This is a genomic window from Halobacillus sp. 12SKB (genome assembly GCF_052941655.1).
Map to the genome: position 1 here is coordinate 3,477,998 of NZ_JBRFWR010000001.1, position 14,171 is coordinate 3,492,168.

General features: G+C 45.0%; 16 protein-coding genes. 3 read left to right on the forward strand and 13 right to left on the reverse strand.

Annotated features, from left to right (window positions below; translation table 11 throughout):
* Positions 1-67: 67 nt before the first annotated feature.
* The 4 genes from ACQ4XT_RS17340 to ACQ4XT_RS17355 form a co-directional block, all read right to left on the reverse strand.
* The gene (locus tag ACQ4XT_RS17340) at positions 68-214 is read right to left on the reverse strand and encodes a hypothetical protein (protein ID WP_446854747.1); all 147 of its coding nucleotides are present in this window, start codon (positions 212-214) and stop codon (positions 68-70) included.
* Between the two features lie 162 nt (positions 215-376).
* A complete protein-coding gene (locus tag ACQ4XT_RS17345) occupies positions 377-1,213 on the reverse strand; it encodes a phytoene/squalene synthase family protein (protein WP_446854748.1) in 837 nt (278 codons plus the stop codon).
* A gap of 2 nt (positions 1,214-1,215) precedes the next feature.
* Positions 1,216-2,691, reverse strand: coding sequence for a phytoene desaturase family protein (locus tag ACQ4XT_RS17350; protein ID WP_446854749.1), 1,476 nt, complete (start codon positions 2,689-2,691; stop codon positions 1,216-1,218).
* The gene (locus ACQ4XT_RS17355; protein WP_446855731.1) at positions 2,688-4,172 is read right to left on the reverse strand and encodes a phytoene desaturase family protein; all 1,485 of its coding nucleotides are present in this window, start codon (positions 4,170-4,172) and stop codon (positions 2,688-2,690) included. Before ACQ4XT_RS17355 ends, ACQ4XT_RS17350 begins: the two co-directional genes overlap by 4 nt.
* A 277-nt stretch (positions 4,173-4,449) precedes the next feature.
* Here ACQ4XT_RS17355 and ACQ4XT_RS17360 point away from each other — a divergent pair, with 277 nt between their 5' ends.
* A complete protein-coding gene (locus ACQ4XT_RS17360; protein ID WP_446854750.1) occupies positions 4,450-4,653 on the forward strand; it encodes a hypothetical protein in 204 nt (67 codons plus the stop codon).
* Positions 4,654-4,728: 75 nt separating this feature from the next.
* Positions 4,729-4,854 (forward strand): YjcZ family sporulation protein, encoded by a 126-nt coding sequence (locus ACQ4XT_RS17365; protein WP_226588941.1) that lies wholly within the window; start codon positions 4,729-4,731, stop codon positions 4,852-4,854.
* A gap of 211 nt (positions 4,855-5,065) precedes the next feature.
* Here the strand turns inward: ACQ4XT_RS17365 and ACQ4XT_RS17370 are convergent, their stop codons facing one another.
* The 9 genes from ACQ4XT_RS17370 to ACQ4XT_RS17410 all read right to left on the reverse strand — a co-directional run bounded on the left by ACQ4XT_RS17370 (position 5,066) and on the right by ACQ4XT_RS17410 (position 13,180).
* A complete protein-coding gene (locus ACQ4XT_RS17370) occupies positions 5,066-7,021 on the reverse strand; it encodes a sensor domain-containing protein (protein ID WP_446854751.1) in 1,956 nt (651 codons plus the stop codon).
* 26 nt (positions 7,022-7,047) lie between these two features.
* Positions 7,048-8,409 (reverse strand): TrkH family potassium uptake protein, encoded by a 1,362-nt coding sequence (locus ACQ4XT_RS17375; RefSeq protein WP_446854752.1) that lies wholly within the window; start codon positions 8,407-8,409, stop codon positions 7,048-7,050.
* A 164-nt stretch (positions 8,410-8,573) separates the two neighbouring features.
* Positions 8,574-8,999 (reverse strand): YwpF-like family protein, encoded by a 426-nt coding sequence (locus ACQ4XT_RS17380; RefSeq protein ID WP_446854753.1) that lies wholly within the window; start codon positions 8,997-8,999, stop codon positions 8,574-8,576.
* 81 nt (positions 9,000-9,080) lie between these two features.
* Positions 9,081-10,112 carry a GTP 3',8-cyclase MoaA gene (moaA, locus tag ACQ4XT_RS17385; RefSeq protein ID WP_446854754.1) on the reverse strand — a complete coding sequence of 344 codons (1,032 nt, stop codon included), beginning with the start codon at positions 10,110-10,112 and terminating at the stop codon, positions 9,081-9,083.
* The gene (locus tag ACQ4XT_RS17390; protein WP_446854755.1) at positions 10,099-11,370 is read right to left on the reverse strand and encodes a molybdopterin molybdotransferase MoeA; all 1,272 of its coding nucleotides are present in this window, start codon (positions 11,368-11,370) and stop codon (positions 10,099-10,101) included. The genes moaA and ACQ4XT_RS17390 overlap by 14 nt, the downstream gene beginning before the upstream one ends.
* Before the next feature lie 245 nt (positions 11,371-11,615).
* On the reverse strand, positions 11,616-11,744 hold the full coding sequence (locus ACQ4XT_RS17395) for a hypothetical protein (protein ID WP_255574141.1): 129 nt from the start codon (positions 11,742-11,744) through the stop codon (positions 11,616-11,618).
* 89 nt (positions 11,745-11,833) lie between these two features.
* On the reverse strand, positions 11,834-11,968 hold the full coding sequence (locus ACQ4XT_RS17400) for a hypothetical protein (RefSeq protein ID WP_446854756.1): 135 nt from the start codon (positions 11,966-11,968) through the stop codon (positions 11,834-11,836).
* A gap of 118 nt (positions 11,969-12,086) precedes the next feature.
* The gene (locus ACQ4XT_RS17405; RefSeq protein WP_264187675.1) at positions 12,087-12,221 is read right to left on the reverse strand and encodes a hypothetical protein; all 135 of its coding nucleotides are present in this window, start codon (positions 12,219-12,221) and stop codon (positions 12,087-12,089) included.
* A gap of 425 nt (positions 12,222-12,646) precedes the next feature.
* Positions 12,647-13,180, reverse strand: a complete 534-nt coding sequence (locus ACQ4XT_RS17410; RefSeq protein WP_446854757.1) for an HD domain-containing protein — start codon at positions 13,178-13,180, stop codon at positions 12,647-12,649.
* Between the two features lie 204 nt (positions 13,181-13,384).
* On the opposite strand from ACQ4XT_RS17410, the gene ACQ4XT_RS17415 reads away from it, so the two are divergent.
* Positions 13,385-14,110: an SDR family NAD(P)-dependent oxidoreductase gene (locus tag ACQ4XT_RS17415; RefSeq protein WP_446854758.1), complete on the forward strand. Its 726-nt coding sequence runs from the start codon at positions 13,385-13,387 to the stop codon at positions 14,108-14,110.
* Positions 14,111-14,171: the final 61 nt, after the last annotated feature.

Sequence of the window (14,171 nt, forward strand, 5' to 3'; positions counted from 1 at the left end):
ATAGGTTTTCCATAAAAAAAAGACAGTGGCCGGAGCAGCACTGCCTTTTCTTCTAAAAGAAAATGGATTACAAAAGACGAATATGCGTAATTTTTGCCTGCGGGTTACTTTTCAAATGAGCTTCCCGTGCTTTTTCTTTATGCGAAGCATAGACAGGAATTTGTTTGACTACGCCTGATTTTGCCTGGTAATAGATTAAATATTTTTCTGCCATTCGACTCTACCTTTCCTGAATCATTGTTGCTACAAGTATTCGCAGGAGTTGACAGGAATATACATGGGGTAGGCTTTGGCGTGTTGGTCTTGCGCGCGATAGACACGTTCTTGTGCGCGAATCACGCACTGGAGGCATAATTCACCAAGAAAAGAAGCAGCATCACTGCATTTCTGCAATGATCTGCTTCTTTTCTTGGTCGGTCACATAATTGCGATGGTTGAAGACGTGATATCCGTTTTTTCTTACAGTCGGGAGGATGGCCCGGTACATCTTGGCAGCGCCTCCTACGGGTGTTCTTGAGTATAACGGATAATCCGGTAATGTTTTCATCGCCTTGTCGTAGTAGGCTTCAGCCTCAGTGGCCAACTCTTCCCACATGTTGATGAAAGCTTGATTGACCTTTTTCTCTTTCAGGTCAAAAAAAGTGTAACCATGACGATCCATCACTTCTTGTGGTAAGTAAATGCGGTCAATTTCCATGTCCTCACCTATATCTCGCAGTATGTTGGTGATCTGCATGGCGTAGCCGAGCTCGATGGCTCCTTGGCGGAGAGCACCGACTTTTCCTGGAGCAATGACAGGAAGAAGCATCAGACCAACGGTGCTTGCGACATGATAACAATACTCTAATAAGTCTTCTTTCGTACGGATGGTGGTGGGGTAAAGGTCCATGCGTTGGCCTTTGATCATGTCATAATAGGGCTCGGGATCGATAGAGAAATTTCTGAACACATCATCGAGCGCGATCCAGGAAGGGTCTTTCAGTTCGAGCTTCCCTTCCATGAATTGATCGAATTGCTGAGAGAAAGTTTCTAGTTCTGCTTTTGGTTTAAGTCCTTCATCTACGATATCATCTACGCGACGGCAAAAGGCATATATCGCCCAAACCGCTCTTTTTTGCTGTTTGGGCAGCATAGCGAATGCTTTTGAAAACGTTTTGGAATGCTTTTCAATTACTTTGCGACAATGATCGTATGCTTGGTTCAAGTCCGTCATCACTAAACACCTCGCTTGTAATTATGCCTTTCTTTGACCCTATATTGCAAATAATCTGCCAACAATTTTGCTCCTTGCATGACAATTGGAACGCCACCTCCTGGATGAATCGAAGCTCCAACCGCGTACACATTGCCGACTGCATACGGCTGCAGCTGCGGCCGGAACACCCCGGATTGGAAAAGAGTGGGGGCAATTCCAAAGCTTCCTCCTGCATACAAGCCTTCGCGCTCTGCGTCTTCAGGAGTTCGAACGTGCTGCCATTCGATATGATTTCTCAAACCTGGAAAACCACGTGCCTCCATTTCATCAATGACGCTCTCAATCAATTGGTCTTTCTTCTCCCAATCGACGGACTCTCCTGTAGGAACCGGAATCAATGTGTAGAGCACCCCTTTTCCCTCAGGAGCGAGCGAAGGATCGACTAAGGAAGGGTGGAAGGTATAAAACGATGGATCATCCGGCAGTTGCTTTTCCACAAATACTTGCCGCATATGCCTGTCAAAGTCATGAGACATGAAAAACTGGTGGATGGAGTCGTTTTCATAGATGCGGTCAAGTCCCATATAGAGCAGGAGACAACCCGAGGACGGGGTGTATTTACGTTGCAGCTGCTTTTCAGCTGGCATGATTTTGTCCATGAGAGGAAAATCCCCATTCAAAATCAGCTCATCGAACCGTACTTTTTCTCCTCCTACGGTTATGGACACTGCTCTATCCTTCTCTGTTTCTACACCTTCTACAGGTATTCCTTTATTGATTTGCACCCCTCTTTTTTCCAACTCTTCCTCAATGATCTCGACAAGGTGAGCATAGCCGCCTTTCATGTACCAGATGCCGTGCTCATGTTCACTGTAAGACACGAGCGAGTACATCGCCGGCGATTGTTCCGGGTGACCTCCGATGTAAAGCGTCTGTAGCGTGTAGGCTTCCACGAGACGCTCATCGTCAAAGTAACTGCGCATCATTTTCTTCACATTTTGGTAAGCTTTTAACTTGATCAATGTTTTCAAGTTTTTACGGGAGAAAAACGTTCGTTTGTCGACGAACGACTTTTCGAGAAACTGAGCTTTCCCCTGCATAAAACGAGCCCGCATATCATTTAAAAAACGGTCGAAATGCTTTTCATTGCCAGGAAACTTTACCTCAAGCTCTGCTTTTTGTTTTTCAGCATCGGAATACTTATTGAACGTTGTTCCGTCAGGGAAATGGATGTTATAAAGAGGATCGCATGGAATCAATGGAATACGCTCCCTTGAAATGCCTCCTTCTTCTAAAATACTTAGGAGCATATCAGGAAGTAGAACGATCGTAGGTCCCTGGTCGATTTTGAACTCGCCATGCCGTTCGTAAGCAAGTCTGCCTCCGAGCACGTCTTTCTTTTCATACATAGAGATATCCCTGTCCGGGTCGTTGGATAAAAGCAGGGCCGTGACAAGTCCACCAATACCTCCACCGACAATTGTCGTCTTTGTCATATCGGCTGCACCTCCTCTTCCCTGATCCATCCTGTCGTTATCCTTGCAGATTCCAGTATAGTCGGCAGCCCGCTTCCGGGATGGGTTCCTCCTCCGACGAGCCAGCAATGATCAAGCTCCTGAAACCTGTTGTGCGGACGGAAGTACATCATCTGGGAAAGCTGGTGACCGAGACTGAATGTAGCACCCTGATGTACGAAATGATCGGTCTGCCACTGCTTTGGAGTAAGTACTTTTTCTTCGACGACGTGGCTGCGGATATCGGTAAACCCTGTCTTTTTCTCAATTTCATCGTAGATCAACGATTTGAATGTTTCCTGCTTATCGTCCCAGTCGATCTCCGAATAATTGTTCGGCACTGGAGCTAAGATGTAGACGGCCGAATGCCCCTCGGGTGCAAGCGTCGGGTCGGTTATGCTTGCGTTATGGATATAGATGGATGGTTCATCGGACAACACGAGGTCTTTCGTCATCTCATTTACATTCTTCTGGTAGTCCTCTGCAAAGAGAATGGTATGATGCGGCATATCGTACACCTGATCAAGACCGACATAGATCATAAATGTCGAACAGGAAAACTTTTTCTTCTGGAGTTTTTGTTTGGAGTGGCGGCGCAGGACGCCGTCATCAACTAAACGGGTCATCGCTTCAGCAAAATCCGCATTGATGATGTATTCATCCGCATGCACCGTTTCCCCGGAGTCGAGAACGAGCCCGGTAATCTCCTTGCCTGATACGTTTATTTTCTGGACGCCTTCATTCAAATGAATCTGCCCTCCGTGCTCTTCCGTCACTTTTGCCATTGCTTTCGAGAGTTGATTGACCCCACCGATTGGGTGGAACACTCCCCACTCGTGTTCCATATATGAAAGGATGGAAAAGGCTCCCGGACATTCCCATGGAGACATCCCTAAGTATTTCGCCTGGAACGTAAAAGCGATTTTTAAACGTTCATCTGTAAAGTAGTCGGAAAGGACGTCATAGACGGATTTGCCGAGTGATAGTTTCGGCAAAGCCTTCAGCGCCCGCTTGCTCATATAATCGGTAAGCTTATTATGTTTGGTTTGCAAAAGCGGCATGAGCGCCTGCATCTTTTCCCGTGTATCCTTCATAAAGTTTTCATATCCGGCCTCATTGCCCGGGAAATGCTCTGAGATCACATCCAGCATTTTTTCCCGTTCCCGGTACATCGGTACTCTTTTTCCATCGAACTGAAGTTCGTACATAGGGGAAAGTTCTTTCAAATCCATGTAGTCGTGAACATTTCTCCCTGACATTTCGAAGATCTCCTCCATAATTTGGGGCATACTCAAAAATGTCGGGCCGATATCAAATGTGTACTCCCCGAGCGAAAAATGGCCGTTCCTTCCGCCCACATAGGATTGTTTTTCATAGACATGAACGTCATAGCCTTTAGCTGCAAGGATCATCGCTGAGGCTAAACCTCCAGGTCCCGCTCCGATTATGGCGATCTTTTTCATAACCATCCACCTTCTCTCCTGAACTTCTACTGTACAATCATTATACAAATTATGTACAAAAGCAGCCATTGATCCAACTTCACCAATGTGCTCTGCCAATTTTTCCATTTCTTTATACTCATTTTTTACCCTTCAGGTGGATGTTATAACCCTCTACTTCAGTAAAGTACTACTTTCGCTTCTGCTTCTTCATTTTCCTTCTTGCGATTCAAGGTAAATGTAGGACAAGGATAATAAAGGGAATCGAGGGGATAATATGGTCGAAGGAGGCATGGTTATGTATTCAAATCAAAGGATTTCCGGTCCTTATTTCCCTTCCCATTCGACCCACAACCCGCCACACAACCAATACAGCAATGAACAATTGAACCATTGGTGTGAGGAACTGGATCAATGTGAACATCACCAGGAACAACAGTCGGACAGCATGCACCAGAAAAGTAAAATCACCAAACTCTCTCCCCCGACCTTCATGATTTGATGAACGTGGGTAGATGACCATACACAGCCGCTCCTCCGTGCATAGGCTAGGAATGTAACAACAGGAGGTGAGCTTATGTACGGAGGCAATCCTTACGGAGGAAGACGGTGCTACAGACCACGACGTTACGGCAACAACTTCGCCTTGATCGTCGTATTGTTCATCCTATTGATCATCGTAGGTGCAGCATTTTACTGCTAAGCACTGATGAGTGATTGAGAAGAAAACAAAAAGCATATGACAGGGGACGGGAAGATCTGCTTTTTCCCCAAACTTGTCCAGCGTCTTATGGAGAAAGTAGAGATAGACGCTGAGAGAGGGTGGGAGAAAAAGATCCGCTCCCCTCTTACAAGACTTATTTTTATTCTTTTTCCTAAAAAAGGACACAGCCGATAAAGCTGTGTCCTTTTTATTAGTGGATGGTTTTGTTTTCAAAGACTGTGATTAACTGATCAGGAGGGAGCGGCTTGCTGTAGAAATACCCCTGAATTTCATCACACTTTTCATTTTTCAGAAAATCCCATTGTTCCGCGGTCTCTACACCCTCAGCAATGACTTTCATATTCAAGGAATGGGACATGTGAATGATCGATTTTACAATAGCCTGGTTTTGCTCCTTGTTTTCGCTGATAAAAACTTTGTCGATTTTTAACTTACTTACTGGGAAACGGCTCAAGTATTTGAGTGATGAATATCCGGTGCCGAAATCATCGATCGAGACATGGACGCCTAGATTTCGAAGATCATTCAGCGTTTGGATAATGTACTCTTCATTGGTCATCGCCATGGATTCGGTAATTTCAAGTTCCAGATACATGGGATCAAGGCCGGTTTCTTCTAAAATCTGTTTCACACGGGGGACCAGGTCTTTTTGTAAAAACTGCAAGGCAGAGAGATTCACTCCAACAATCACGGCCGGGTACCCTTCCTCCTGCCACCGCTTATTTTGTCGACAGGCTTCCCGAATCACCCAATCCCCTATTTCAAAGATCTGCCCATTTTTCTCAGCCACCGGTATGAAAGTCGCCGGAGAAATCCTTCCTTTTTCCGGATGATTCCAGCGAATCAATGCCTCGAGTCCCACGATTTTTCCTGTATGGATGCTTTTTTGTGGTTGATAATGCAGTTCCAGCTGATTGTTTTTCAAAGCTTTCCGCAGTTCAGAATCGATCGAAAGCATTTCTTCAAACGCTTCACTGATCGATGCATTATAACAAAGGTAATCGTTTCGGTGCTGTTCTTTGACCGTGTACATCGCACTGTCCGCCTGTTTGATGAGATCTCCCGCTGTCTTCCCGTGTTCAGGATAAAGGCTGATCCCTATGCTCACCGACGTGTATAACTCATACCCGTCAATGACGACGGGCTTCCGGAAAGCTTCAATCAACTTTTCTGCCAATGACTCTGCGTCACTCTGATCGCTCACATGCCTTTGCAGGACAAGGAATTCATCGCCGCCCATTCGAGCAATGAACGTATCCGCATCCTGGTACAGCTTCAACCTTTGAGCACATGCTTTTAACAGTTCATCCCCGAAAGAATAACCGAGAGTGTCATTGATCTGTTTGAAATAGTCCAAATCGATGAAGTGAACAGCAAGCCCGTCCTTTTCTTCAACCGCCTCTTTGACCATATCCATGAAGTAATAGCGGTTGGGAAGGTCCGTCAGTTCATCAAAATAGGACATGAATTCGATTTTTTTCTCATTATGTACTCGTTCGGTGATGTCCCGAACGATCGCCACGCGTAAAATACGACCATCCTGTGGATAAGGATGAGCGAGGACTTCGATATAAAAAAGGGACCCATCTTTCTTGATCGCCTTCAACACATAGGGCTGTTCAGGAAAGCTGAGAAAAAGCCTATGAAGCGCTTCGTGTTCTCCTTCTTCGGTGAGTGTGAATGCATCCTGATTCATGATTTCTTCTTTTTCATAGCCGAACATGTGAGCAAGCGTGTCATCGCAATCGATGATTTTTCCTTCTTCATGAATGACCATTCCCTCGGATGGAACCGTCAACCGTTGATCCATGATCTTCTTAACTTCGTACGATTGATCGATCATCGATACGGGTTGAAGAAAAATGGCATAGAGGGATCTGATTTTTTCCAATTGTCGGCATAGCACTTTATACAACTGCCCCCCTTTTAGCGGAAGGTCCACCATTTTCGGAGTTTCGTCCTTTTTCAGTTGATGAAAATCAAGCAGGTCGACGAGTGACTGCACATCACCGTCGTTCAGTTCTCCTGCTTTGTCATTAAACCGGAGCAGCCCACCTTCTTCATCTACGAAAATCAGGGCATCATTCATTTGTTGAAAAATCCAATCATCTATAGGTAATGCAAGCTCTCTCAAACGGTCCGACATATGTGCGCCCCCTAAACAGCTGTGTTCTAACCAATAATGATTCTTTCTCTAGGATAATGAAATTTCCCTTGGGCTTTGTCATGTTTCTTAAAGGAGAATAAGAATGTCAATAATCCGATCCGTCCTAAGAACATAAGCAGCATAAGCACAATTTTCCCAAAGGAAGACAGGCCCGGCGTGATGCCGAGGGATAACCCGACGGTTCCGAACGCGGAACAGACCTCAAAAACGAGTTCATTCAGTGTAAAAGGTTCAGTGATGGTCAGTGTAATGACGGCGCTGAAGCAAACAAATAAAGCGACGATCGTGACAACAACCGCTTTATTCAAATCTTCCGGATGAACTTCTCTTCTAAACAAGCGGATATTGTTTCCGCCTCTCGCAAAGGTCAGCACGAAGATGACCACAAGGGCGAACGTCGTCGTCCGAATCCCGCCTCCCACACTACTCGGGGATGCTCCGATGAACATCAAGGAAGACATGAACAGCTGCGTTTGTTCCGTAAATTGATTGATATCCATCGTGGAGAGTCCTCCGCTTCTCGTTGTGACAGACTGGAACAAGGCATAAAAGAAAATTTCATGCCAGGATTTGTCTGTAAAGAAATGGTTGCTTTCCAAGATGATAATCATAACTGTCCCCAAGATGACCAAGGCAAAGAAAGTAAAAGTCGTCAATTTGGCAAACAATGAAAAACGAATGGTTTTTTCTTCTTGGTTCTGCATCAAATATTGTTTGACTTCAATCAGCACTGGAAAACCGATGGCACCGGCAATGATGAGAATAATGTTTATAAATTGCACAAAATAATCATCACGAAACGGAATCAAGGATTGGCCCGTAATGTCGAACCCACCGTTCGTCATTGCACTGATCGTACCGAAGAATCCTTGTAGATAGGCCTCTCCTGGTTCGTAGTACTGAAGAAAATAAGTCCCAAGAACAAGAAATCCGACCAGTTCGATGAGCAGGACGACAATCACAATCTGCTTGACAAGCCGGACCATCCCGGAGAAGGAGGTTTGGTTTTGGTCGGTCATAATCAAACGGCGCTCTTTCAAACCGATTTTCTTCCCGAGCATCAACCAGATCAGCGTACCTAAGGTCATCACACCGATCCCTCCGAATTGGAGAACGATCGCCAGGATGAAATATCCCGTTGTACTGAACGTTTCAGCCGTCGGCAACGTGGTCAACCCTGTAACACTGACCGCACTGACAGCGGTGAATAAAATATCGATGAATTCAATTTTGACTCCCTCCCGATGTGCCACAGGAAGGGCAATCAATATAGAGGATATGGTTACTGCGACCATATAGTATAATGCGATTAATTGGAATGGCGATAAGTCATTCAGCCATCGCAGGCTCTTTCTTCTCACCCACATAAAGTAAAACTCCTTTGATGTTGCCAGGTCTAATGGATGTCTATCACCACTAATAGTATAGCAGTATATTCGACAAATTACTTCCGTTTTTTAAAAAATGTAAGACATTTGAACTAATACACACGTCGGAGGCGTCTGAATATCAGACGCCTCCAATCGTATGCTTATGCTTTTGATTCCTGGCCACGCTTTTTGAATTCTTCTAAGAGGTCTTCTCCTTGATAGCCTTCATCCATCAATTGCCGTAACACCCACTCCACTTGTTCCTGCTGACGATCAACTATGGTTCCCATAAAAATGACGTTCATCCGGTCGCCGATCATGTTCACGTCAATCGGCTTTACGAGGAAAGTCGCTGGACGGTTGCTTTGTTTCGTTATTTTCACTTGAATGATGATTTCTTCTTCTTTTTCTTTCATCGTTTCAAAGAAATCCCGATAACTCTCATCGACGTATGCCTCAATCACCCAGCGGCCGTGATCATCTTCTCTATTGATAATCAAACCGTCTTCGAGCTTGATGCGTCTTTGAGTGATATCCTCGTGCTTTTCTTCCACGATATCCAATGAAATCAGTTTAAAGGTTTTCATTCGAATGACCTCCGAGAATGATAATTAACTCCATTATAGAACACGGAGAGGACTGGAGCAAAGACTGATTTCGACCTTTTTTTATCCTCCGATGTAGGACATTTCGATTTTGTTCTCTTTCATCGGCTTTCCCTGGGCTCTGTCGACCGAATATTGATCGGTACGTCCTGTCCAGATCGCGAGCAGATAATCAGAGATCGTTTCATCATTTTCCCCTTTACGAAGCATCGTTTTCAAATCATACCCGGAAGAAGCAAACAGACAGGTAAACAAGTTTCCGTCTGCGGACAAACGAGCCCTCGTGCAGCTCGAGCAAAAGGCTTCCGTTACGGATGAGATCACCCCGATTTCTCCCGCACCATCTTCATAACGGTAGCGCGAGGCCACCTCCCCATAATAGTTCGGACCTTGAGCGACGAGCGGCATTTCCTGATCGATCTGTTCGATGATCCATTTTTTCGAAACGACCGCATCCATATTCCAGCCGTTGTGGTTGCCGACTTCCATGAATTCAATGAAGCGGAGCGTATCACCGGTTCCTTTGAAATAGCGCGCCATCGGCAGAATTTGGTCTTCATTCATCCCTTTTTTCACGACCATGTTGATTTTTATTTGTAACCCAGCTTCTCTCGCTGCTTCGATTCCTTTTAACACAGGTTTTGTTTTGATTCCCCGCCCATTCGTTTCCTGGAAAACGTGATCTTCAATCGCATCCAGACTGATGTTTACACGATCAAGACCCGCATCCTTCAGTTTTTGGGCTTGTCTGACGAGAAAGACCGCATTCGTCGTAACGGCAATATCCTCGATGCCATCGATCTCTTTTAACCGGCGTATGAGATCAGCAAGATCTTTCCTCATCAGCGGTTCACCTCCGGTCAGACGGATTTTCTCCACACCGAATTTCGCAAAGATCTTGGCAAGCCGGATGATTTCATCAAAATTCAAAAGTTCTTCTTTTGGTAAGAAAGCGTAGTCCGGTCCGAAAATTTCTGCCGGCATACAATAGGTACAGCGAAAATTGCATTGATCGATCACAGATATTCTTAAATCTTTAATGGGACGACCAAGTTGATCAATGATGTGTGAGTCGATACGATCACCCCTCCTCAAAATACTCTTGTCCCCTTTGATCTTCTAAAAGAATCGCTTCTGCTGTATCTCCGTTTTCAAACCCTCTCGTCCCTCCAGGAAGCACAAGAAAAGCATCTGTATGTGCTAAGGATGTCACCACATTCGACTTATCCATCCCTGCAGGGGACACCATGACTTTCCCTTCTTCGTAGTGCACTTTACCACGTACAAAACGGGTGAAAGGATTAGGTTTAGGGAAATCCTCCCCGAGTGTCGCTACAATGCGGTTATGAAAAGGTTTCGGATTCCCAAGTAACTTTTGTATGATTGGATAGGTGAATAATTCAAAACCGACATAACAAGCCGACGGATTGCCGCTCAATCCATAAAGCAGCTGGCCATCAAGTTCAGCCACAGTCGTGACACTACCCGGGCGCATCGCAACTTTATTGAAAAGCACCTGAGCCCCTAGTTCCTCATAAATATCCGGCATGAGGTCATAATCGCCGACGGACACGCCTCCTGTCGTGATCAGGAGATCGTAATCGTGCAATGATTGAGAAACAGCATCAAAACAAGCGTCAAAGTCATCCACCAATTTCCCTAAGAAGTGACCTTCTGCTCCGGCACGTTCAATCTGGGATAAAATCATCGGAGCATTGGAGTTACGGATTTTCCCCGGCTGAAGCGGCTCATCAACGTCCAGCAACTCTGTTCCAGTGGCAAAAACGCCGATTTTCGGCTTCCGATAGACCTTTACTTCCGGATATCCAAAAGTAGCGAGGAGTGCTTTGACACCAGGATTTATACGGGTCCCTGCCTCGACGAGTACCGTCCCCTCTTCTGTCTCTGACCCTTTTCCGATAATGTTCTGGTCCTTTTCCAAGGATCGCTTCAGTGTCATGTAAGAGGCGCCCTGATCTTCATAGGTTTGGCAGATTTCAAACATCGCGACACAATCCGCCCCCTCAGGGATTTCTGCCCCCGTCATGATCCGGACGGCTTCTCCTTTTTGTACCGGATGACTTGCCAGCTGTCCGGCACCAATGGTTTCCGTGACATGAAAATGACCAGGGTTTTCTCTCGATAAATGCCTTGTATCTTCCGAACGGAGGGCAAATCCGTCGTATGGAGATTTATTGAAAGGAGGTACAGGGTGCGTAGCAAGTAAATCCTCCGCTAACCTCCGTCCATCCACATCCTCAAGCGGGACGGTTTCCATTCTTCCTTCTTTTTTATAATTCATCACCCTGTCGACTGCTTCAGGCACAGGGAGCGGTTTTCTATGTAAGTTCATCTTCGATCCTTCCTTTAAAAACGTCTTCCTTTGAACATATAGGAATATTCATATTTTTTCAAAGATTGTCTATGTAGGATTATGTTCTTTTCCCCAATCGGTTGAAAAATAAACACGCATTTTGCAGATTGATGAATCCTTCCTGTGTAGCAAATGATGAGAATCGCTGCGATCCAGATTTGTGATCGCAAACTTTTTTTTGAATATAAAAAAGCCCGGGAGCAAGGCTCCGGGCTGTGTATACGTTAAATGGGGTCGTAAACATTGACGACGTGGTTGATCGCCGTTTCATCCTGCTTTTTGCTGCGTCTTTCTTCTTTACGCGCATGCTTTTTCTCATTACGCTTCGTTATTTTCTTATTGCCAGATGCCATGTTCATTCACTCCCCTCTCTCCTATTGTCCCAAGGGAAGTAGGATTTTATGAAAAAAAACCTCTGCCTGTTAAGCAGAGGTTTCAACGTTTATATGATTGTGTATTTGCTTTTTACATCATTGATGCTCTGTTCGATCTGCCGGCTGCGTCGTTTCGATTTCTCGATGGAGGCGGCATTCGCACGTTCAATAATGATCGTAAAAAGGATCATATGGATTCTCATGTATTTTCCTCCTCTTTGTACTGAGGCTAAGCGGTATCCTTCTCAACATTCAACCAGTTCATAAATGCCAATCTTACTAATTCTCCCATTTCCATCTCCTCCTTTTGTATTGTACCTATTACATGTAACGGCTGAATGCGGACTTCCGGTCGAGCCACTGGTCTTTGGCTGTCGGTCGGTACCCTGGTAACGGCTGACAACTTTTTTTGTTCTTCGCAACAGTGATCGTAAAAATCAAAAATTGAATCGTCATGATAACCCCCCTTTTTATAGTGTAATATTTATATCTAAAGAGTAATTTTACTCTTAGATAGCATAAGAAAAAGCCGCAGGGACACTGCGGCTTTTTGAAGAAATCTCTCCATTAAAAAAGCCACAGGAATACATTATGCATCTCCTGCGGCTCATATGAATGCTTTTTTATGAATAGTCGTAGATCTCAGAAATGGATCTCCGCGCAGGTCGATGGTATGAAGTTGGTTTGGTTTAGTGTCATCCAGTTTTTCATGTTTTCCGACCTCGCTTTCTGAGAATTTTTTCTTACACTGGAAATTATATAGGACGTTTTATGGAAAGTAAAGCCCATTTCCAAAATATTCTTGACTTTTTAGAAGGGCAGAAATAATTCCTGCCCGTTACGCCCCTGCTCTAATTGAATGTATGAAGAGTCCGTTCTAGTTATGCCAACTCATCATCATCTTCCAGAAATTTTTCGATTTTCAAGTCTAATTCGTGCAATCGCTTCAAGGCTTCGCTTCTATCCATTTGTTTGTAATGATGCAGACCCATCGGCTGCTCATCCTTTTCATCGGCTTTGGCAACGACATGTTGAAGCGGTGTTCTTTTTTGTTCGAGACCAAATGGTAAATAACTGTCCGTATGGAGAAGAACCGCCACAGAGACTTCCTTGGCAACGAGACGATCTTCGCCCAGACGGATCAGCAGCTTATGCGCCCGTTCTGCTCCCTTGATTGCATGGATGTCTGACTTCCGGTATTCATCATAATCCCATTTGCCATCCCGGTACCATTCATAATGCCCCATGTCATGAAGCAAAGCTGATTTCGTAGCAAGATCAGGGTCCACTCCCTTTTTCACTGCCATATCAAACGCGTATCCTGCAACGGTGACCGCGTGGTTGATGCCTGAGCGCTGCAAGTACTTCTGTGTAATGCGGTGTTTGAACACATCGACGAGTGTCACTCTTTTCATACGATCACCTCCGATTTTTAAAAAAGATCATATCATGATTACCCTTTCAGAACAAGATTCCACTTATAAGGTTGGTCGCTTCAGAAGAGATTGGTGGGGAAGGAAAAGCTTGGTGAGGAGTATACGAAACAAGTCTTTGTTTCACGTCCATAAGGAAGTTTACCCTATAATAGAAAAAGGAAACGATACCGGGGAGGGATCAACATGTCAAAGCAGAACGAAACAGTACTTATTACAGGCGTTGCCGAGGGCATTGGACGTGGATTAGCTACAGCTTATGCAGAGAAAGGGTACGAGGTGATTGGCTGTGATGTGCAGGAAGAAAAAGGCCGGAAAACGATGGAAAAGGTGAATGGACGATTCTTCCATTGTGATGTGAGTGATCCACAACAGGTCGAGACTCTTTTTAAAAACATCAAAGATCCTTTTTCGATCCTCATCAATAATGCCGGGGTAAGTGAATTCAAATCGATGTTCGAGTTGGATGTGGATGAATGGGACCGTGTGCTGAATACGAACTTGCGCAGCTGCTTTCTTTTTTCAAAATATGCAGCTGAGCGTTGGAAAAAGGAGGAGACTCCAGGTCGCATTGTGAATATCGCGTCCACGAGGGCATTTATGTCTGAGCCGGATTCAGAAGCCTATGCGGCTAGTAAAGGAGGCATTTTCTCACTCTCCCATGCGATGGCCGCTTCTTTATCTCCCTACAACATCCGGGTGAACAGCATCAGTCCAGGATGGATTCATGCAGGAGACCCTGATGAGTTAAGAGATAAGGATCATCATCAGCATTTATCCAATCGTGCAGGTACAGTGAAGGACGTTGCCAAAGCTTGTTTTTATTTGACGGATCGAGAGAATGATTTTGTGAATGGAGAAAACATGACCGTTGATGGCGGGATGACTCGAAAGATGATTTACGAACACTGAATATGGCGAAATGTTTAGTACAAGTTTTGCACGGGTAGTGATATAGCAACAAAACATTACG